The 21,091-nt window shown below is 63.3% G+C and carries 19 protein-coding genes; 17 read left to right on the top strand and 2 right to left on the bottom strand.

All coding sequences use genetic code 11. The annotated features are described in order from the left end of the window. Positions 1-2 precede the first annotated feature (2 nt). The gene (locus ABID19_RS03485; RefSeq protein WP_354488007.1) at positions 3-2,123 is read right to left on the bottom strand and encodes a TonB-dependent hemoglobin/transferrin/lactoferrin family receptor; all 2,121 of its coding nucleotides are present in this window, start codon (positions 2,121-2,123) and stop codon (positions 3-5) included. 152 nt (positions 2,124-2,275) lie between these two features. Here ABID19_RS03485 and ABID19_RS03490 point away from each other — a divergent pair, with 152 nt between their 5' ends. The 7 genes from ABID19_RS03490 to ABID19_RS03520 all read left to right on the top strand — a co-directional run bounded on the left by ABID19_RS03490 (position 2,276) and on the right by ABID19_RS03520 (position 8,995). Continuing rightward, complete coding sequence (locus ABID19_RS03490) at positions 2,276-3,256, top strand: heme/hemin ABC transporter substrate-binding protein (RefSeq protein ID WP_354488008.1); 981 nt, start codon at positions 2,276-2,278, stop codon at positions 3,254-3,256. A 287-nt stretch (positions 3,257-3,543) separates the two neighbouring features. After that, entirely contained in the window at positions 3,544-4,131 is a 588-nt protein-coding gene (locus tag ABID19_RS03495) for a thioredoxin family protein (RefSeq protein ID WP_354488010.1), read from the top strand. A gap of 49 nt (positions 4,132-4,180) precedes the next feature. Next, entirely contained in the window at positions 4,181-5,815 is a 1,635-nt protein-coding gene (locus ABID19_RS03500) for an FAD-binding protein (protein WP_354488011.1), read from the top strand. Next, entirely contained in the window at positions 5,812-6,138 is a 327-nt protein-coding gene (locus ABID19_RS03505) for a ferredoxin family protein (RefSeq protein ID WP_354488012.1), read from the top strand. The genes ABID19_RS03500 and ABID19_RS03505 overlap by 4 nt, the downstream gene beginning before the upstream one ends. A gap of 17 nt (positions 6,139-6,155) precedes the next feature. Further along, entirely contained in the window at positions 6,156-6,992 is an 837-nt protein-coding gene (locus ABID19_RS03510) for an ABC transporter ATP-binding protein (protein WP_354488013.1), read from the top strand. An 11-nt stretch (positions 6,993-7,003) separates the two neighbouring features. After that, complete coding sequence (locus ABID19_RS03515) at positions 7,004-7,906, top strand: ABC transporter permease (RefSeq protein ID WP_354488014.1); 903 nt, start codon at positions 7,004-7,006, stop codon at positions 7,904-7,906. A gap of 69 nt (positions 7,907-7,975) precedes the next feature. After that, positions 7,976-8,995, top strand: coding sequence for an aliphatic sulfonate ABC transporter substrate-binding protein (locus ABID19_RS03520; RefSeq protein WP_354488015.1), 1,020 nt, complete (start codon positions 7,976-7,978; stop codon positions 8,993-8,995). Positions 8,996-9,056: 61 nt separating this feature from the next. Here ABID19_RS03520 and ABID19_RS03525 read toward each other — a convergent pair whose 3' ends face one another. Then, positions 9,057-10,088 (bottom strand): LacI family DNA-binding transcriptional regulator, encoded by a 1,032-nt coding sequence (locus tag ABID19_RS03525; RefSeq protein ID WP_354488016.1) that lies wholly within the window; start codon positions 10,086-10,088, stop codon positions 9,057-9,059. A gap of 365 nt (positions 10,089-10,453) precedes the next feature. Between ABID19_RS03525 and ABID19_RS03530 the strand changes: the two genes are divergently transcribed. From ABID19_RS03530 to ABID19_RS03575, 10 genes are all read left to right on the top strand, one after another. Then, a complete protein-coding gene (locus tag ABID19_RS03530) occupies positions 10,454-12,067 on the top strand; it encodes an extracellular solute-binding protein (RefSeq protein ID WP_354488017.1) in 1,614 nt (537 codons plus the stop codon). Positions 12,068-12,147: 80 nt separating this feature from the next. After that, on the top strand, positions 12,148-13,008 hold the full coding sequence (locus ABID19_RS03535; protein ID WP_354488018.1) for a carbohydrate ABC transporter permease: 861 nt from the start codon (positions 12,148-12,150) through the stop codon (positions 13,006-13,008). After that, positions 13,005-13,964 carry a carbohydrate ABC transporter permease gene (locus ABID19_RS03540; protein WP_354488019.1) on the top strand — a complete coding sequence of 320 codons (960 nt, stop codon included), beginning with the start codon at positions 13,005-13,007 and terminating at the stop codon, positions 13,962-13,964. The genes ABID19_RS03535 and ABID19_RS03540 overlap by 4 nt, the downstream gene beginning before the upstream one ends. After that, positions 13,961-15,052, top strand: coding sequence for an ABC transporter ATP-binding protein (locus tag ABID19_RS03545; protein WP_354488020.1), 1,092 nt, complete (start codon positions 13,961-13,963; stop codon positions 15,050-15,052). Before ABID19_RS03540 ends, ABID19_RS03545 begins: the two co-directional genes overlap by 4 nt. A gap of 4 nt (positions 15,053-15,056) precedes the next feature. Next, positions 15,057-16,148 carry an ABC transporter ATP-binding protein gene (locus ABID19_RS03550; RefSeq protein WP_354488021.1) on the top strand — a complete coding sequence of 364 codons (1,092 nt, stop codon included), beginning with the start codon at positions 15,057-15,059 and terminating at the stop codon, positions 16,146-16,148. Between the two features lie 50 nt (positions 16,149-16,198). Further along, a complete protein-coding gene (locus ABID19_RS03555) occupies positions 16,199-17,296 on the top strand; it encodes a Gfo/Idh/MocA family protein (RefSeq protein WP_354488294.1) in 1,098 nt (365 codons plus the stop codon). A gap of 26 nt (positions 17,297-17,322) precedes the next feature. After that, positions 17,323-18,237: a sugar phosphate isomerase/epimerase family protein gene (locus ABID19_RS03560; RefSeq protein ID WP_354488022.1), complete on the top strand. Its 915-nt coding sequence runs from the start codon at positions 17,323-17,325 to the stop codon at positions 18,235-18,237. A 69-nt stretch (positions 18,238-18,306) separates the two neighbouring features. Then, positions 18,307-19,242 (top strand): sugar ABC transporter substrate-binding protein, encoded by a 936-nt coding sequence (locus ABID19_RS03565; protein ID WP_354488023.1) that lies wholly within the window; start codon positions 18,307-18,309, stop codon positions 19,240-19,242. A 61-nt stretch (positions 19,243-19,303) separates the two neighbouring features. Further along, positions 19,304-20,308 (top strand): ABC transporter permease, encoded by a 1,005-nt coding sequence (locus ABID19_RS03570; protein ID WP_354488024.1) that lies wholly within the window; start codon positions 19,304-19,306, stop codon positions 20,306-20,308. Then, positions 20,305-21,087, top strand: a complete 783-nt coding sequence (locus ABID19_RS03575) for an ATP-binding cassette domain-containing protein (RefSeq protein WP_435528687.1) — start codon at positions 20,305-20,307, stop codon at positions 21,085-21,087. Before ABID19_RS03570 ends, ABID19_RS03575 begins: the two co-directional genes overlap by 4 nt. Positions 21,088-21,091 lie beyond the last annotated feature (4 nt).

Below are 21,091 nucleotides of genomic sequence, written 5' to 3' on the forward strand. Positions count from 1 at the left end.
GTTCAACCTCCGATCCTGCCGGTGAGCGCCACCTTGAAAGTGCGGCCCTTGCCCTGTTCCGTCGCCGCCGACGTCGACCATGCGCTTTGCGGGTCGGTGTAGGCGGTGTCAAAGACGTTATCGACAGCGAAATCGAGCTTGGCGTGGTCGTTGATGCGCCAGTTGGCAAAGACGTTGACCAGATCGAAGCCGTCATCGACGACTGTCGGCTCGTTCGGCTGGGTGCGGTTGGTGCGCGTGATCTTGCCGACGCTGAGATATTGCGCGCCGACGGTGAGCTGGTCTTCGAGCATCCTGAAGCCGAGTGTTGCCGAGAAGCGGTCGAGCGGCGTGTTGCTCAGCGCTTGGCCGGAGTAAACGCCGCTGACGACCTTGGCGTCGATCAGGGCGCCGGCGAGGTTCACGAAGCCCCAGCCATAGTCGTAGACGGCCTCGGCCTCGATGCCCTTCAGCCGCGCGTCGCCGATATTGATCGCCGTGCGCGGCAGGACGGTCAGGTCGACATCGATATAGTCCTCGATATCGGTGTGGAAGACATTGACCTTGGCACGAAACAGGTCGCCGGCGGTCAGCACATCATCGTATTTCAGATTGACGCCGGCTTCCCAGCTCTTCGCCGTTTCGGGCTGGAGAAGCAAATTGGGCTCGTAGCTGTCGCCTCCGCCATGCGCGCCGCCGCCGCGATAGACGTCCTGCAAGCCCGGTGCCCGGTAGCCTTCGGAATAAGTGCCGTAGAGTTGGAAGCCTTCGAGCGGTGTCACGCCTACGGTGAGGCGCGGCGACCAGCGGTCGCCCGACATCGAGGCTTCCTCCGGCGGCACGGTCTTTGTCTCACCGTCGAGCTGGTAGCCATCATAGCGCACGGCGGCGATGAGCTGCAGCCAGTTCTCATAGTCGCCCTGCCATTGCAGGAAGCCGCCATAGCCCTGTTGTTCGCCGGCGCCGAAATGCGCGGCCTCCGATGATGCTTCCAGATAGTAATAGTCGAGCCCGTAGGTGAGCGTGTTTGCCATCTCCCAGGCGTCGAAACGCGAGGAGTTCTTCACGTTGAAGCCCGTTGTGGCGACGTCATAGTAGCGGAAGTTGCCGATCTCGGAAGTCGGCCAGACCTGTATCTGCTCGGCGCGCGTGCGGTTGTGGTAGGCATTGGCGCTGAAGTCGATCAGCTCGTTGTCGTCAGGTTTCCAGGTGTAGGCAGCCGTGTAGGTCTGGTTGGTCGTGTTGGTGTCGTAACGGCTGAGCGTCGGCGAGGTCGAACCGCTCGATCCGGTGATCTGGTCGCTGTAGCGCTGCAGGATCGCGCCGAGCTTGAGCTCGTGGCCGTCGGCGGGACGCAGCGTCGCCTTCATATAGCCGCTGGTGATGCTCTCGCCGGTCCATGGCACCGTGTCGCCATTGCCGTCGGTGTAGCTGTCGCGGTCGCGGTAGATGAGATTGCCGATGATATCGGCGTCGTCGCTGAAGCGGTAGGCGCCTGTGGTGCTGGTGGTGAAGCCGTCGCCATTATCCTCATAGCCGAGCTTCTCGCTCAGCGCCCAGCGCTCCTCCTGCTTGAGGAAGTCGCCGGCATCCTTGGTTTCGAAGGAGACGACGCCGCCGATGCCGCCCGAGCCATAGGCGTTCGAGACCGGGCCGCGAATGACGGTGGCTTCCTTGATCAGTTCCGGTTCAACATAGAACGAGCCCGAGCCGTGGCCGACGCGCCAGTAATCCTGGCGGGCGCCGTCGAGTGTCACCACCACGCGGCCATACTGCTGCAGTCCGCGTATGTTTATAGCGGTCGCCGGATCGTCGCCGTTCATCGAGGCGGCTACGCCGGGCGTGGTGCGAAAGATGTCGGCGGCGGTGTCAGGCTGGATGCGCTCGAGCTCTTCCTGATCGACGGCACTGATGGCGGCCATCGATTCGATGACTGCTGTCTTGATCATCGTTGCCGAGATGGTGATGACATCGAGCATGGTCGCCGGCTGGTCCTGAGCGGCGTTGGCCGGCGCAAGCCGGCCGGTTTTGGCTGCGGCCTTCTTTTCCTGTTCCTGCGCATTGGCCTGCGGCGCAGCGCATAAGCCGAGCGCGAAGGCGAGCGCGGTGCTCGCCATCAAGGTCGTGTTGTTCGTCAGTTTCATGTGATCCCAGCCCCAAGCAAAGGAAAATTGCTGGCGATGGCTGAACGGCCTTGGCTGGCATGACGGAAATCCCTCGACCGATCGGTCAGGGCATGGGTCACATATTAAAACATGATGACATGAGTCAACTTTAAATTTATAGGACCACACCATTGGCGAAAGCATCCTGGACGGGAGTGAATGGCATGGTCGGCAATGCGGGCAGGTGGATGCACTGGTTTCAACCGGGCAGGATCGTGATGGCGCTCTTTCTGGCGTTGTCCGTCCTGGCGCCGTCCTGCGGCTTCAAGGCGACGGCCGCCGAGAGGGTGGTCGACGCGCTGGGGCGAACGGTCGCGCCGGGACCGGCGACGAGAATCCTGACACTTGGCTCCGACGTCACCGAGATCGTGCATGCTCTGGGCGCCGGCGAACGGATCATCGCCGTCGATCGCGGCAGCAAATATCCCTCATCCGTCGCGCAAAAGCCCAATGTCGGCTATCGGCGCCAGTTGTCCGTCGAAGGCCTGGTCGCGCTTCGCCCGGATCTGATCCTGGCGGCGCAAGACAGCGGGCCGCCGGAGGCCATCGAGGTGCTGAGGTCGCTCGCGATCCCGGTCGTCTTCGTGCCGGAAGACAACAGTCCGCAAGGCATCGAGCGCAAGATCACGCTGATCGCCGCGTCGCTTGGGCGCGAGGACAAGGGCAGGGTGGTCTCCGCCGAGGTGCTTGCCGCCTTTCAAGCGGCCACCGATCTCGCGTCGAAAATTGCGCTGGAGCGCCGCAAGAAGGTGGTGTTCTTCCACGGCCTCGTGCGGCTGAGCGCGGCCGGCTCTGGCACGGCGGCCGATGCGATCATCCGTTATGCCGGTGGCATCAATCCGATGGCTGTCGTGAAAGGTTACAAGCCGGCATCGGAGGAGAAGCTCATCGAAATGGCGCCCGATGTCATCTTGATGATGAGCGACGGCAAGGGCGGGCCGACCGCCGAGCAGGTGTTCGGCACACGCGCGCTGAGCGCCACGCCGGCGGCGGAGAACAAGTCGCTGATCGTGCTGGACGGCGCCTATATGATCGGCTTTGGCCCGCGCACAGCCGATGCGATCCGCGACCTGGCGCAGGCGCTGTATCCAGAGGTCGCGGACGCAGACTAAGGCCAATATCGGCAGGCCCACTTTGCCCCTATGCGAGACGGCCATTTGACGCGAAATGCCGAGGCGCCGGCTGTCGTGGTCGGACGCCGGTCCGGAGCGCCGTTTTCTCCAGGATGCTTGCCGGCCGAACAAAGTTGCCGGGCCGGGCCAAACATTGGCACGATATTCCATCCCGCCAGCTTGACCGCGAACGGCATCTCCAGACTATAATTCTACTAAATTCATAGACTAACTGCGAACGGCATGGCGTTCGCGGCTGGACTGCGAGACACAAAGGGAGCGCATCGATGCCGAAGACAGAATCCAATCCTATCGACCTTGGTACGAAGGCTGCCGATTTTCTGCTGCCGGACGCGCAAGGCGTGCTACACAGGTTGGCCGATTTCGACGCCAAGCCGGCGCTGCTCGTTGCCTTCATCTCCAACCGCTGCCCGTTCGTCGTGCTGATCCGCGAGGCTCTCGCGGCGTTCGCCAACGACTATGCCGGCAAGGGCCTGCAAGTGGTGGCGATCAACGCCAACGACCATGAGGCGCGTCCCGAGGAGACGCTGGCCAGGATCGGCGAGGAGGCGGAAAAATTCGGCTATGGCTTCCCCTATCTCAAGGACGCTTCACAGCAGACCGCGAAAGCCTATGGAGCGGCTTGCACGCCCGATTTCTTCCTGTTCGGCGCCGATCGGCGGCTCGCCTATCACGGCCAGTTCGACGAAGCGCGGCCGGGCAACGGCAAGCCGGTGACGGGTGCCGATCTGCGCGCCGCGGTCGACACGGTGCTGAAGGGCGAAACGCCGGCCGCTGAGCAGGTGCCTTCGATCGGCTGCAACATCAAATGGAGCGCTGGCAACGAGCCGGTGTGGTTCTCCAGGGCGGCGTGAACCGAACCTGCCGGCCTTAGCTGACCGCTAATCCCTTCCGCGAGTGATCATGCCGAAGACTGCCACAGCCGTCCGATCCGCGCCTGAAGGGTTGCACCTCACCGCCGATGTGCTGGTGCTGGGCGGCGGTCCTTCGGCCGCCTGGGCGGCGGTCGCGGCGGCCGAGAACGGCGCGACCGTGGTGCTGGCCGACAAGGGTTATCTCGGCACCAGCGGCGCCACCGCGCCGTCCAACACCGGCACCTGGTGCGTGCCGCCTGGCGACAACCGGCACGCGGTGGTTGAGCGGCGCTGGCAGCGCACCGGCGAACTCGCCGACCAACGCTGGATGCTGCGCTGCGTCGACACGGCGTACCGCAACCTCCTGAAACTCTCCGAATGGGGCTATCCGTTTCCGAGCGAGGATGACGGGCGGCTCTACATCGCCAATCTACGCGGACCGGACTACATGCGCTTCATGCGCCGCCGGGTGCTGATGGCGGGCGTCACCGTGCTCGACCATCATCCGGCGCTCGAACTTCTGTCGGACGGCGATGCGGTCGTGGGTGCCGCCGGCGTCGGCCGCCAGATCGAGCGCGACTGGCGTGTCGACGCCAAGGCGGTGGTGCTGGCAACCGGTGGCTGCGCTTTCCGCGAACGCATCCTCGGCTCGACCGGTCTCACCGGCGATGGTTACCTGATGGCGGCGGAAGCCGGCGCCAGCCTTTCGGGCATGGAATTCACCGGCAAGTACACGCTGGCGCCGCATGGCTCGTCGCTGAACAAGGGCCTGCCGTTCCGCTGGGCCTCGTTCCACCGCGAGGACGGTTCGCCCATCCTCGGTCCGACTGGTGAACCGCTGCGCAATGGCATCGGCGACCGTGAGGAAGAAGTGGCGCGTGCGCTGATCGAGGGGCCGGTCTATGCGCGGCTCGACCAGTCCGAGCCGGCGCTGCAAGGTTGGCTGCGCCAGGGCCAGCCGAACTGCTTCGTGCCTTATGACCGCGCCGGCATCGACCCCTTCACCGAGCTATTCCGCATCACGCTGCGCGCCGAAGGCACGGTGCGCGGCACCGGGGGCATCGACATCGTCTCTGACGACTGCGCCACCGGCGTGCCTGGCCTTTATGCCGCCGGCGATGCCGCCAGCCGCGAGATCATGACCGGCGCGGTTTCGGGCGGCGGCGCTGTCAATTCGTCCTGGGCGCTGGCCAGCGGCTGGTGGGCCGGCAAGGGCGCCTCGACCCATGCCAGGCGCCGCGGCGGCAAGGCGTTCCGCAGCGAGGTCCGGCCGCTCGGCCAGGCCGGCTTGCGTTCGGCGGCTTCGCCGCGCGCCGAGTTTTCTGCAGGTGAAGTGATAGAAGCCGTGCGCAATGAGGCCACACCGCTCGACAAGAACTTCTTCCGCACCGGCGCTGGCCTGGAAAAAAGCGGCGAGCGGCTGGAGAGCGTCTGGTGCGATGTGCGCGACCATCTGCAAGGCGAGGGGCTGGAGCGGATCCGTACGCGCGAGGCGGCGTCGATTGCTGCTGCCGGGCGCTGGTCGGTGGCGGCTGCGCTTCAGCGCAGCGAGAGCCGCGGCATGCATCGTCGCACCGATCTTCCGGGCAAGAACCCGGCCTTCGCACACCGGCTGCTCATCACCGGCGTCGATGATTTCCGCATCGCCGGGGCGCCCGATCGGCTGGCGGAGCTGGCGTCATGATCGAGATCGTCTCGGCCACGCGCTGCGTCGAATGCGACATCTGCGTCAAGGTCTGCCCGGCCAACGTCTTCGACGCGACCAAGGATGGCGCGCCAATAATCGCGCGTCAGGAAGACTGCCAGACCTGCTTCCTTTGCGAGATCTATTGCCCGACCGATGCGCTCTATGTGGCCGAGGTCGCCGAAGGGCCGACCGGCATCAGCGAGGCGGAAGTCGAGGCACGTCATTTGTTTGGCAGCTATGCAAGCGCACTCGGCTGGAAGCGCGGCAAGGCGGGCGGCTCGCAATTCGACCCGACGCACCGCATCCGCGTGGCGCAATAGAGCGACCGGAGGCAGGCATGGACCGTATTGTCGTCAGCGACATCAAAAAAACCTTCCAACTCAAGCCGGGACAATTCGTCACCGTCGACGGCGAGGCGACCGACCGCGTCACCGTGCTCGACGGCGTCGATCTCGCCATCCGCAAGGGCGAGTTCATCACGCTGGTCGGGCCGAGCGGGTCGGGCAAGTCGGTGCTGCTCGATATCATCGGCGGGCTGACGCAGGCGACCAGCGGCGGCGTCCAGCTCGATGGCAGGCGGATCACCAGGCCGGACCCGAAGACCGGCTACGTGTTCCAGCAATATGCGCTGTTTCCCTGGCGCACGGCGCTGGCCAACATCGAATATGCGCTGGAGGTGCGCGGCGTCGCCAAATCCGAGCGCACCGCCACGGCCCGCCATCTTCTGGCGCTGTTCGGCCTCGCCGGTTTCGAGGACCGCTTTCCCAACCAGCTTTCCGGCGGCATGCAGCAGCGTGTGGCGATCGCGCGCGCACTGGCCAGCAACCCGGAAGTGCTGCTGATGGACGAACCGTTCGCCGCGCTCGACCAGCAGACCCGCGAGATCCTGCAAGGCGAGCTGCTCAGGATCTGGGGCAAGATCAAGACCACGGTGATCTTCGTTACCCATTCGATCGATGAGGCGATCTTCCTGGCCGACCGGGTGGTGGTGATGACCGCGCGTCCGGGCACGGTCAAGGAGATCATCGACATCGACCTGCCGCGGCCGCGCGACGGCGACATCCGCGCCAGTGCAGCCTTCAACAATCACCGCGCCCGTGTCTGGGACGTGCTGCGCGACGAGGTCAACAAGGCACAGAAGGATTGGACGCTGTCGCCAGCGTTCAGCCACTGAGGAGATTTGGCATGGCCTATCTGACCGAAAAGTTTGGCCCCGCCGGCGGCTTTCAATCGTTTGCTGGAGCCGGTGAAGCGGTGGCCGCCGCCAGGGTCCCGGCAATCAAGGCCCGCAGCCCGGCTGCCAGGCGTAGGAGAGGAGCCGGCTTCGGCACCTTCATCTACGGCCTGCCGCTGCTCGGGCTATTCTTCCTCACCTGGGAGATCGCGCCACGGCTCGGCTGGCTGAACCGCATCTTCTTCCCGCCGCTGAGTGAGGTGCTGGTCGCGTGGTGGGATCTGCTCGCCTCGGGCGTGCTGGTCGAGCATATCGGTATCAGCCTGCAACGCGCGGCCACTGGTTTCGCGCTGGGCGTGGTCGTTGCCATCCCGCTCGGCCTGCTGATGGGGCGCTATTCGCTGTTCGAGAAGGTCTCAGATCTGCTGGTGCAGACGCTGCGCAACACTTCGCAGTTCGCGCTGCTGCCGGTGTTCATCCTTCTGCTCGGTATCGGCGAGGAATCGAAGGTGGCGATCACCTTCTACTCCTCGGTGTTTTTCCTGCTGGTCAACACGATCAGCGGCGTCAAGTCGGTCGATCCGCTGCTGATCAAGGCGGCACGCTCGATGGGCACGTCCGACTTCGACCTGTTCCGGAAGATCATCTTGCCGGCCAGCATTCCCTCGATCGTCGCCGGCGCGCGGCTCGGCGTAAAATCTTCGCTGTTTGCGGTGATCGGCGCCGAGATGTTGGCCGCCAAATCCGGCCTCGGCTTCCTCATCCAGAACTCGCAACTGATGATGGAAACGGCCGACATGTATGCCGGCATCCTGACGCTCACCGTCATCGGCCTTGTCGTCAACTACCTGCTCGTCTGGTTCGAGCGCTGGGCAACCGCCTGGAAGGGCCAGTCCGAGACCTCACTCATTTAAGCCAGCTATCCATCCCAATCAGGCCGTTCGTCCAATCAGGCCATTCGTCCAATCAGGAAGGAATTTCAGATGTCCAGGATACCGTTCGATGCAGTTCGCAGATTGCTCTTGCAAGGCGCCATCGCCGTGATCGTGGGGCTCGGTGGCGTCCCCGCTTTTGCGCGGGACAACCCCGAGGTCATCCGCATCGGCAGCACCGCGCCGGGCCATCTCAAATTCATCCTCGCCCAGCAGGATGGCTGGTGGGAGAAGGAATTCGCCAAGGACGGCATCAAGGTCGAATTGGTGACCTTCAATGGCGGTTCCGAGGCGACGACAGCGCTGGCGACCGGAGCGATCGAGGTCACCTATACCGGCAACAATCCAGCGCTGCGCGTCGCCGCCTCCGGCGCCGACGTCAAGCTGATCGGCGTATCGAGCTATGTGAAGGCAGGTGGCTCCTCCATCATCGTCAAGGCCGACTCGCCGCTAAAGACGCTACAGGATCTGAGGGGAAAGAAGGTGGCCTATCTTACCGGCACGGTGCGCCATTCGAATTTCAGCAAGGCGCTGAACAGCGTCGGCCTGACGACCAGCGATGTCGAAGGGCTGAACCTTCCTTTCGAGGCGTCAGGGCCGGCACTGCTGCGCGGCGACATCGATGCGATCGTCGAGACCGACTCGACGGCGGCCAAGCTGGTCGACACCGGCGAGGCCCGTGTGCTCTACGACACCAGCATCCATCCGGAATGGAACGTGCCGAATGTCATCTCGGTCAATGGCGCTTTCGCGGCGAAATATCCTGACCTGGTCAGGCGGCTGCTGAAGGTCGATATCGAGATTGCGCGCTGGGCCGACGCCCATTCCGACGAGACGATCAAGACCTTTGTCGAGGCGACCAAATCGTCGGAGAAATCCGTCCGCAAGACTTATAGCCAGGGCCTGTTCTACCAGGATCCCAAACTTACCGATGATGCGATCGCCGCACTCAAGGGCGAGGAAAAGTTCATGGCCGGCGCCGGGTTGCTGAAAGGCTCGATCGACTATGACAAATGGGTCGACAAGAGCTTTGTCGACGGCGCCTATACGGAAGTCGCTGCTGTCCAATAGGCACGGCAACATTGAGGGGCAGCGCCAGTCCGGCGTTGCTCTCCCATCCCAGAGTTTCCATTCAGATCTCCGGGATGTTTTCCCTGAAGATCACCTGCAGCCTCGGCTGGTGCAGTTCGTAGGGCAAGCCCCTGACGGCATGGGTCAGGGTGTTGAGCGCTTCGCGGGCTTCGACGCGCGGGTTTTGGTCGATGACCGCGTCGAGCGTGCCGTCGAGCAGCAGCTCCTTGGTGCCTTCCGTCACCTCGTGGCCGAGAAAGACGGTCGACAGCGCCCGCCCGCGCTCCTTCAGCGCCCTGGCGATGCCGGTGTTGCCGGCGCCGACATTGTAGATCGCGGCCAGGTCCGGGTGCCGGTCCAGCAGGGCGGACGCTTCCGAATAGGCCTTTTCCCGGTCATCGAGCATCTCGCGCATCTCGACGATCTCGAGATTGGGCGATTCCTCCGTCAATATATGGCGGAAGCCCATCTCGCGCTCCTCATGGCCGCGATAGGACAGCGAGCCGGCGAACAGCGCGACCTTGCCCGGACGGTCGGTGCCCATGAAGCGATTGAGCAGATAGCCGGCCAACCGGCCGGCAGCGCGGTTGTCGATGCCGATATAAGCAACCCTCGGCACATGCAGGATGTCGGACGCGATGGTGACGACCTTGACGCCGCTGGTCGACAGCGAGCGGATCGCCTCGCGGACGGTGGGATGGTCGAGCGCGATGACGCCGACGCCTTGCGTCTGGCCGTGCAGATCATGCAGCAGCCGGGAGAGCCGGTCCGGATTGAAGCCTTCGATCGTGGCGACGCGGACGTCGAGATCGGGTCGCCCCTGCGCCTGCGCCTCGATATGCCGGTGCAGCATCTTGATGAAGGAGTTGGTACCGGCGGGCAGGGCAAAGTCGAGCCGTATGACAGCGCCGGGCAAGGTGGGGCGCTGGGTCGGGCTGTTCGAATTCTCGGCGATATAGCCAAGCCGCTGCGCCATCTCCATCACGATTTCGCGCGTGCGCGCCCGAACGCCGGGGCGGTTGTTCAGCACACGGTCGACGGTGGCGGCGGAAACGCCAGCTTCGCGGGCTATGTCTGTCAGGGTAGACCGCACAGTCGATCACCTCATTGCTAGTGCGCTACGGGCGCATCAAAATCGCGCATGGCACGGATCGGAAGACGGCTTCATCACCATCCGCGATTCTGATGGGAAATGATGTATCCGGCCTTAGCCGATGCGCAAGCCGGCGCGCTACACCAAATCGTCGAGCCGGGCTGGGAAGGGGCCGGCGCGGTGCGTGTTTCCCTCAAATTCAAGCAGCGGGCGCGATGGGATGACCTCGGTGGACTGCATTTTCTCCCTCATTTGCGATCTTGTGATGTGTTTTGAGTATCTATGATGTTGACAGCCTTCGCATACTGCCGTCAATATCCATCATAAGGGTCGTGGAGGAACAGGGCCCTGAGGGAGGACTTCCAATGTCAAATTTGATCCGCATATCGCGGCGCCGTTTGCTGGCGTCCGGTGGAAAGGCGGCCGTGCTCGTGGCCGCGGCAGGTATAGCCCCGCAATTTATCCGTCCAGGCCGCGCCTATGCGGCCGATGCGCTGGCGCCGGGCATGATCGGCGGGCCGACGGGCTTCGATGGCTCGGAGCGCTATCAATATGGTTCCGATACGCCGGAAGGCCGCGCCATCGAGGCGGCCAAGGCGATGAGGGGTGCCGGCAAGGCGCCGGCCAAGATCGTGCTCGGCCTGTCCGACGGCTCGATCGGCCAGCTGACGCAGCCGTTTCCGGCCGGCGCGCCGTCGATCAAGGATCTGTGGGAAAAGGAAACCGGCATCCCGCTCGAAATCGTCGGTGTGCCGAACGGCCAGGAATTCACCAAGACGATGCAGGACATCTCCACCAAGGGTGGGGCCTACGACATCTACGCTGTCGAGTGGAACCGCCTCGGCGATCTCGCTGAGACCGGCGGCATCCTGAAGCTCGACGACTTCGTCGCCCAGCATAAGCCCGAATGGGACGATCCCGAGCGCGGCTATGTCAACGGCGCCAAGGGCGTGTCGCTGCTCAATCAGTATCGCGGCTCGACCTATGGCGTGTCGCTGGACGGCGATTTCCAGACCTGGGTCTACCGCACCGATCTGTTCGGCGACGCGGCAGAGAAGAAGGCCTTCTCGGACAAGCATGGCTACGAACTGGCGCCGCCGAAGACCTGGAAGCAGCATGACGAGATCGCGGCCTTCTTCCAGCGCCCGGATAAGGGCCTGTTCGGCTCGACCGATCTGCGCAACCAGGGCTGGGGCTACACCAACTGGTATCAGCGTTATGTCTCAATGGCATCGCCCAATCAGTTCCTGTTCGACGATACCGGCAAGCCACTGATCAATTCCGAGCAAGGCATTGCTGCGACCAACGAGTACATCGCATCGCTGGTCCATCATTCGCCGGATGCGATCTCATGGGGCTGGCCGGAGCAGTATGGCAATTTCGCAAAGGGCGGCGCCGCCATGACCTGCGCCTTCTCCAACCTGCCGAAATTCCTCGACAATGCCGGCAACAAGGATTCAGCTGTCACCGGCAAGATCGGCTCGATGCTGCCGCCCGGCCGCGAGATCGACGGCAAGCTGATCAGTCGCTCGGTACTGTGGCTCAATCTTTCGGCGTCGGTGTCCTCGCAGGCCAAGCATCCCGAGGCCTGCTACCTCTTCCTGCAATGGCTGGGATCGAGCCGCATCTATGCCTGGATGACGGCCAATCCGGGCGGCTATTTCGACCCGTTCCGGCTGTCGGATTTTTCCGATCCGCTGGTCCGCCAGACCTATCACGCCTACCACATGGATGTGGTGCGCGAGACGGTCGCCCGCACCGTGCCGAGCATCAACTATCCCGGCGCCACCGCGTTCCACAATGCGCTGGACGAGAACCTCGTCGCAGCGCTGACCAAGGCCAAGACCGCCGAGCAGGCGATGGCCGACACCGAAGCCGAGTGGAAGAAGATCGCGCGGCGCACCGGCGAGGAAAAGCTTCTCGAAGCCATCAAGACCAACAAGGAGGCGTGGCCCACCGTTCTCGATCCGGTCAGCTGATCCTCCTCCCAGGATCCAATGGGAGGGGAGGAGTGATTGCTCTTCCCCTCCGCAAACGATGACTCCAGCAAAGCTGCAAGATGAAGCGTTCAGTTCCCTTCGAGATATTCCGCTATACCGCGATCCTTGCGGCAATAGCGGTGACGCTGGTGCCGATCCTGTGGATGGTGTCGATGGCCTTCAAGCCGATCGCCGAATGGTCGGCGACCGGCGCCGATCTGACCTGGTGGCCGAAGAACCCGACGCTCAGCAATTTCCGCTTCGTCTTCGGTGAATCGACCAACAATCTGATCGTCGCGCTCGACCGCACCGCGCTGAAACCGATCCTGTCGTCGCTGCTGTCTGCGACGTTCGGCACGGCAATCGCCATGTCGGCCGGCACGGCAGCCGCCTACGGACTGTCGCGCTTCGGCTCGGGCCAGAACCTGCCGCTAGCGCTAATCCAGTTGCGCCTGTTTCCGCCGATGGCGGTGATGACGCCTGTCATGATCATGTGGGCCTTCCTCAACTTCACCGACAGCTGGTGGGGATTGTCGCTGATCTATGGGATCGTCACACTGCCTTTCGCCTTCTGGCTGATGAAGACCTTCTTCGACGACATGCCGCGCGAGATCGAGGAAGCGGCGCTGGTCGAGGGCTGCTCGCGGCTGCGCGTCTTCACCCGCATAACGCTGCCAATGATGCGTGCGCCGCTGGCCAGCGCCGCGCTCTTCGTCTTCATCCTCAACTGGTCGGACTATCTGATCGCGCTGCTTTTGACGACGCGAGAATGGGTGACGATCCCGGTCTATATGGCGTCCTTGTCCTCCTCGATGACCGGACAGCTCTACGGCGCCAAGGCGGCGCTCGGCCTGATCGCGGCGGTGCCGCCTGTGATCATGGGCATCGCCATCCAGCGCCATCTGGTGCGCGGGCTGACCTTCGGGGCGCTCAAGCAATGAGCACGGTGACTGCGACGATTTCGGAGGACGTGATGGAGGCCGTCCAGGCAAAGCCGACCTTGCGGGACGAAGGCGCAAAGCTCGGCTTCCGGCTGACGCTGCCGGCGCAGATCCTGGTGCTGTTCATCGCCGTCTTCCCGCTGCTCATGCAGCTCTACATCAGCCTGACCGACTGGTCGCCGCTTTCGGGCACCGGTTGGTGGAATGCCTGGTCGATGTGGAACAATTTCGCCAATTACACCGACCTTGCCGTCGACGCGCGCTTCTGGAGCGCGCTGAAGCGCACGGCCATCGTCATGATTGTCTGCGTGCCCGTCGAGTTTCTGCTCGGACTGGCGCTGGCGACGCTGTTTGCCGACGAGTTTCCGGGCAAGCGGATATTCTACTCGATCCTGCTGATGCCGATGATGGTGGTGCCTGCTGTCGCCGGCTACATGTTCTTCATGCTGTTCCAGTCGGGTGGACCGGTCAACGACATCCTGTCGTCGATATCGGGCTTCCCCGTCACCATCGCCTGGCTTTCGGACCCGACGCTAGCGCTCATCGCCGTCATGGTCGCCGATATCTGGCAGTGGACGCCGCTGATGTTCCTCATCCTGCTTGCCGGCCTGGTCGGCGTGCCCGAGGACCAGATCAAGGCGGCGACGCTGCTTGGCGCCAATTCCTGGCAGCGCTTTGTCACCATCGTGCTGCCGAAGATGAAGACGATCATCATCATCGCGCTAGCGATCCGTGTGATCGAGAACTTCAAGATATTCGACACGCTCTACATCATGACCGGTGGCGGCCCCGGCGTCGCCACCGAGACGATCTCCGTCTACATCTACAAGCTTACCACCCAGGACCTGATCTGGGGTTATGTCGCGGCGATCGCGCTGGCCATCCTGATCGTGCTGTCCATCGCCGCGGTCTTTGCCATGAAGCGCATGGCCCGAGCGCGCGAGGTGCCGGCATGAGCGCGATCCATCTGCAGAACCTGGTCAAGAAGTTCGGCGACTTTACCGCTCTTAAGACAATGGACCTCGCCATCGCCGATGGCGAGTTCATGGCGCTGCTCGGACCGTCGGGCTGCGGCAAGTCGACAACGATGAACATGATCGCCGGCATGGAAGAGCCGACCAGCGGCAAAATCCTGTTCGGTGAGCGCGACATGGCCGGCGTGCCGATGGGGCGGCGCGGCGTCGGCTTCGTCTTCCAGAACTACGCGATCTTCACCCATATGACGGTGCGCCAGAACCTCGCCTACGGGCCGAAGATGCGGGGCGCTGCGAAAGCTGAGATCGACCGCCGCGTCGGCGCCATTGCCGAGATGCTGCAACTGACGCCGCTGCTCGACCGCAAGGCCGACCGACTGTCGGTCAACATATTGCAGCGCGTGGCGATCGGCCGTTCGGCGATCATGGAGCCAGCGATCTTTCTGCTTGATGAGCCGCTGTCGAATGTCGACGCAGCCTTCCGCGCGGTGATGCGGACCGAACTGAAGCAATTGCAGCGTCAGTTCCGGCAGACTATGGTCTATGTCACCCACGACCAGCTCGAGGCGATGACCATGGCCGACCGCATCGCGGTGATGGACCATGGCGTGCTGCAGCAGGTCGGCACACCGCTCGAGGTCTACAACAATCCGGCGAATGTCTTCGTCGCCCGCTTCATCGGTGCGCCGGGCATGAACCTGCTTAAGGGCAGGCCAGCGGAAAGCGACCGGGGCCTGGTCGTCGATCTCGGGCCGCTTGGCGCGACGCCGCCGCTGCCGGACGAAGTCGCTGCCGCGGTGCGGCGCGCGCAAGGCGATGTGCTTTACGGCTTCCGACCGGAACAGGCGACGCTGGTTGAAGGCGGCCAAGGTCTCTCCTTGCCGGTGACTTTCGTCGAGCGTATCGGCGCGCGCACCATCGTGCATCTCGGCCAGGGCGAGAGCGCGGTGAAGGGGGTGTTCGACAATGATGTCGGGCTGGCGATCGGACAAACGGCAGTTGTAGCGCCGGCCGCGCAGTCGGTGCGCGTCTTCGACGCCGCGACCGGCCTGGCGATGAAAGCGGGCTGAGACCATGGCTGATATCGTCTTCCGCAATGTGACGAAACGCTACGGCAACACGCTCGCCGTCGACGACGCCTCGTTCACGGTCAACGACAATGAGTTCTTCTGCTTCTTCGGCCCGCCGCTGTCGGGTAAGTCGACGGTGCTGCGTCTGGTGCTCGGACTGGAAACGCCTGACTCGGGCGAAATCCTGATCGGTGGCAGGCCGGTCAACACCGTGTCGCCGGCCGAGCGCAATGTCGCCATGGTGTTCCAGAACCTGGCGCTGTTTCCGCATATGACCGCGCGCGACAATGTCCGTTTTCCCCTGGTCGAACGCCGGGTCGCCGAGGCCGATATCGAAAAGCGTGTCGCCGACGCCGCGGCCAAGCTGCATATCGGCCACATCCTGCACAAGCCGCCGGCGCAGCTTTCGGGCGGCGAGCGGCAGCGCGTGGCGATCGCCCGTGCGCTGGTGCGCGATCCCGCCGCCTATCTCATGGATGACCCGATCTCGGCACTCGATGCCAGGCTGCGCGAAGAGACGCGCGTCGAGCTGAAGCGCATCCAGCGCGAGCTCGGCAAGACGCTGATCTATGTTACGCACGACCAGGAAGAGGCGATGTCGGTCGCCGACCGCATTGCCATCCTGGAGAATGGCAAGATCAGGCAGATCGGCGCGCCGGCCGAGATCTATGATCGCCCGGCCAGCACCTATGTGGCGCGGCTGCTCGGTTCGCCGATGATGAATATCTTGAAGTCGGTGCGCAGCGAGGGCGGCGTCGAGGCGGCCGAAGGCGCGATCCGTATCGCCGACAAGGCTGCTCCGGCCGATGCCGTCGAGATCGGGCTCAGGCCGGAAGATATCAAGGTCCAGCCCTGGCTGGATGGGGAAATATCGCATGAGGGAATGTCGGTTGGGCGCGCGGGCCGCCCGGCACGAGTGTTCGAGGTCGAGCCGCTTGGCGGCTATACCGTGATGACGCTCGCTGCCGGGCAGGCGCGGCTGAGGGCGTTGTTGCGCGGCCAGCCTGATATCAAACCGGACGCGATGGTGGCGATATCCTGTGAGCCGGCCAGAGTGCATTATTTCGGCCAAAGCGGCGGAGCGCTGGCACGATGACAGCGGTTTTAAGAAACGAGCTTCGGGAGGAACATGTGGCAAGCGAAGAAATAGCGGGCAACGACTTCGAGCCGGACGTGAAGGTCCGCACCAGGGAGTACAAAATCGGCTGCGTCGGCGCCGGTATGATCATGGCCGAATGCCATCTTGCCGCTTACAAGGAAGCCGGCTTTCCGGTGGTAGCGATTGCCTCGCGGACCAAAGCCAGCGCCGAGAAGGTCGCCAGGCGCTGGGAGATCCCGACCGTCCACGACACGCCGGAACAGTTGATCGAGGACGAAAATGTCGAGATCATCGACCTTGCCTTTCCGCCGGACCAGCAGCCGGCGCTGATCCGTCATGCGCTGAAGCAAAAGCACATCAAGGCGATCCTGGCGCAGAAGCCGCTGGCGTTGTCACTCAAGGATGCAATCGAGCTGCGCGACGAGGCGGCCAAGGCCGGCAAGGTCCTCTCGGTCAACCAGAACATGCGCTACGACCAGTCGATGCGCGTGCTGAAGCAGATCATGGACAGCGGCGCGCTCGGCGACATCGTCTTCGCGCAGATCGACATGCACGCGATCCCGCACTGGCAGAGCTTCCTCGAGGACTACGACCGGCTGACGCTCGCCAATATGAGCGTCCACCACCTCGACGTGCTGCGCTTCCTGTTCGGTGATCCCCAGGAGATCACCACGCTGACCCGCAAGGACCCGCGCACCCGCTTCGACCATTCCGACGGCATCACCGTGTCGACGCTGCGGTTTCCCTCCGGCGTGCTCGCCGTGTCGCTGGAGGATGTTTGGTCCGGCCCGCGCCAGGACGGTTACAAGGACGACCAGCACATCAACTGGCGCGTCGATGGCACCAAGGGCGTCGCCAAGGGCACGATCGGCTGGCCGACGGGCGCTGCCTCGACGCTGACCTATGCCTCGACCGAGACCACCGGCGGCGAATGGGTGACACCCAGCTGGGAAACGATGTGGTTCCCGCACGCCTTCATCGGCGTGATGGAGCAGCTCCAGCACGCGGTGAAGACGGGTGAGCCGCCTGCACTCTCCGTCGCCGACAACGTCAAGACCATGGCGCTGATCGAAGCCGGCTACCGCTCGATCGACGAGGGCCGCACGGTCAAGCTTTCCGAAATCTCGACAAACTCAATCAACTGAATCACTTACAGGGAGGATTTCACATCATGATGCAGGCAGGTATTTTCACGGGCTATTTCCCGTACAGCCTCAAGGAAACCGCGCAGAAGATCCGCGCGCTCGATTTCAACACGGTGCAGCTCGACCTGCATTTCAAGGATGTCGATCTGTCGGCCGGGCAGATCACCAAGGACAAGGCCCGGACTGTTCGCGACACCTTCCGCGACCACAATCTGCCGGTGTGCTGCGTGTCGGGCTACACCAACATCATCCATCCGGACAAGACAGAGCGCGAGAAGCGCGTCGGCTATCTCAAGGAGATCATTCGCAGTGCCCGCGATTTCGGCTCGCCTTACGTGATCTCGGAAACCGGCACCTACAACACCGAGTCCGACTGGGTCCACCACCCCAAAAACAAGACCGAGGAAGGTTTCGAGGAATGCCGCAAGGTCATCGCTGACCTCGCCCAGACGGCCTACGACCACGGCGCAGTGTTCCTGCTCGAAACCTATGTCAACAATGTCGTCGGCTCGGTCGAGGAGACGGTGAAGATGTTCGCGCAGGTCGATCATCCCGGCCTCGGCCTGCTGATGGATCCGACCAATTATTTCGAGACCCATAACATCGACAGGATGGACCAGATCCTGAACCAGGTGTTCGACACGCTGACCGACAAGATCAAGATCGCGCACGCCAAGGACGTCAAGCGCTCTGGCGGCGACAAGTCGGAGAAGCATGCCGATATCGGCGACGAGGACGCGCTGGAGAGCCACACGTTCCGCGGTGTCGGCGAGATCGAGCTGCCGGCGCCCGGCCTAGGTTCGCTGAACTACGATCTCTATCTTAAGCGGCTTGCCGAAAAGCACCCGAACATCCCGGTCATCATCGAGCATCTTTCGGAAGACGACGTGCCGCGGGCCAAGAAATTCCTCGACGGCAAGTTCCGCGCCAACGGCCTCTGACAGCGGTCCTGCGTCGCCGCCATGCGGCGGCGCATTCGGCCGGGAGGAACCAACAATGGAGGAAGCGAAATGTTGAAATTCGGATTGAAACTGGCGGCGGCCGCGACGGTACTCGCCAGCCTCGCATTCAGCTCGCAGGCACAGGACGGCCAGAAGACGTTCTATCTCCTGTCGCATGGCGGCCCATCGGATGCATTCTGGCTCGACTGGAATGCCGGCGCCACCAAAGCCTGTGACCAGCTCAAGGTGACCTGCAAGATATCCTTCAGCGGTGGCGACATGGCGGCGCAGAAGGAGGCCTTCAACTCGGCACTGGCCGCCAAGCCCGACGGTATCGGCACCACCTCGGCGCAGCCCGGCCTGTGGACCGAGGAGGTCAAGGCGGCCAAGGCTGCGGGCATCCCGATCGTGTTCTTCAACACCGATGATCCGGCAACTGGGCGGCAGGCCTATGTCGGTGCCGACCTCAAGGAAGCTGGCGCCATCTGGGCCAAGTACCTGGTCGACAACAAGATGGTGAAGCAGGGCGACAAGGTATTCCTGCCGGTGGAGGTGCCGGGCGCAAGTTACCAGCAGCTCGAGACCGAAGGTATCGCCAGCGTCTTCGATCCGCTCGGCATCAAGTATGACGTGGTCGATTGCGGCACGGACCCGGCCGGCATCATCGCCAAGATGACCGACTATATGGTGGCCAACAATCCGCCGGCGATCATCGCGCTCGGCGATTCCGTGGCGGCCAGCATCAAGCGGGTGTTCGACGGCGCCGGCGTGCCGGCCGGCAAGATCCCGGTCGTCGGCTGGGGCAATTCCAAGGAAACCGCCGAAGCCGTCAAGGCCGGCTTCGTCAACGCGGCCGCCTGGCAGTTCCCGTCGGCGCAGGGCTTCATGCCGGTCGCGCTGCTGGGCCTTGCCGCCTCGGGTGAACCGATCGGCTACGACATCCACACCTTCAGCCTCTACGACGCGACAAGCGTCGAGCCGATCCTGAAACTCTATAACAAGTGATGGAAATTGACGTCCGCCGCGCAGGCGGCGGGCGTCGCTCCAAGGTATGGTTCAAACCGTTATGACAATTGCCGCAGAAGAGGAAATGCCGGGCGTCAAGCGCAGGTCGAGCCTGATCCGCTCGCCGCAATTCTCCTCGCTCGTCATCCTCGTCGTGCTGCTGGCTGTGTTCGCCATCGCCGACGCCAATTTCCTGTCGCCGCTCAACATCTCCAACATGATGGCGTTTCTGCCCGAACTCGGCATTATCGCGCTCGGCATGACGCTGCTTCTGACCGCAGGCGAGTTCGACCTTTCGGTCGGGGCCGTGTTTGGATTGGCGCCAGTCGTGGTCATGCTTTTGGTGCAGAGCGGCCAGGTTGACATCGGCATGGCGCTTCTGGCCGGGCTATTGCTGTGCGTGGCGATCGGGACGATCAATGGGCTGATCGTCACCAAGATCGGCATTTCTTCCTTCCTGGTCACGCTGTCGATGCTGCTCGTGGTGCGGGGTGCCGCGCTCTACATCACGCAAGGGTTTCCGCTGAAATCATGGGACCAGCCCGGCTTCTTCGTGACGCTGCTGGCCGGCAGTTTCAACATCGGCTCGTTCCGGTTCTACACCTCGCTGTGGTGGTTCGTCGGCCTGTCGCTGCTGGCGATCTACGTGTTGCACTACGCCAAGCTCGGCAACTGGATCAGCGCCATCGGCTCCAATCGCAACGCGGCGGTGGCGCGCGGCGTGCCGGCCGATGCGGTCAAGATCTGGCTGTTCATCCTGACTTCGGTGCTGGCAGGTCTGGCCGGCATGATCAGCGCCTTCCGCATCTCGGCTGCCTCGCCGGTGGCCGGCACCGGATACGAGCTCGAAGTGATCGCCATGGTGGTGGTCGGCGGCACGGCGCTGACCGGCGGGCGGGGTACCATCCTGGGCACGATCGTCGGCGCGCTGATGCTGCGCGCCATCCGCAACGGCATTGTGCTGATCGGCGTGCCGGGGCTCGCTTACAACATCTTCGTCGGCGTCATCATCCTCGCCATGCTCATCCTGCACGCTCTGCTGCAGAAGAACGCCGCAAGGAGCTGATCATGGAAGTGCTTCGGCTGCAGAACCTGCAAAAGTCCTTCGGCAGCGTCCGTGCCCTGAAGAGCGCCTCCTTCACACTCAATGAGGGCGAGGTGGTGGCCTTATTGGGCGACAACGGCGCCGGCAAATCCACGCTGATCAAGGCGATCTCAGGCGTGTTTCCCGTCGACCGCGGCGACATCTATGTGCGCGGCCAGAAAGTCTCGATCCGCTCGACGCGCGATGCGATGGATCTCGGTATCGAAACCATCCACCAGGACACGTCGCTGGCGCCGGATCTCAGCATTGCGCGTAATCTCTTTCTCGGTCGCGAGCCGGTCAATCTGAAATGGCTGGGCGTGTTCGCGCCGCTCGACCTCGCCAAATTGCGCGACGCCGCATCGGCGCTTTTGAAGCGCGTCGGCATCTCGAAAAAGCTCGACGCCGATGCGCTGGTCAGCACGCTTTCGGGTGGCGAGCGCCAGTCGATCGCCATTTCGCGGGCCATGCAGTTTGCCGCCAAGGTCATCATCCTCGACGAGCCGACAAACAATCTCGGCGTTGAGGAAACACATGGCGTGCTGCGCTTCGTCAAGGAGGTGCGCGCGGCCGGTCATTCGGTGCTTTTGATCACCCACAACATCCACCATGTCTTCCAGGTCGCCGACCGCATCATCGTCATGCGCCGCGGCGAGATCGTCGCCGAGCAGACGGTCGCCGATACCGATCTGCTGACGGTGGAAAGCATCATCACCGGCGCCGACATGTCGGCCCTGCTCAAGGAGACGAGAGCGAAGTGAAGGA

The organism is Mesorhizobium robiniae (genome assembly GCF_040545535.1).
Taxonomy (GTDB): Bacteria; Pseudomonadota; Alphaproteobacteria; order Rhizobiales; family Rhizobiaceae; genus Mesorhizobium; species Mesorhizobium robiniae.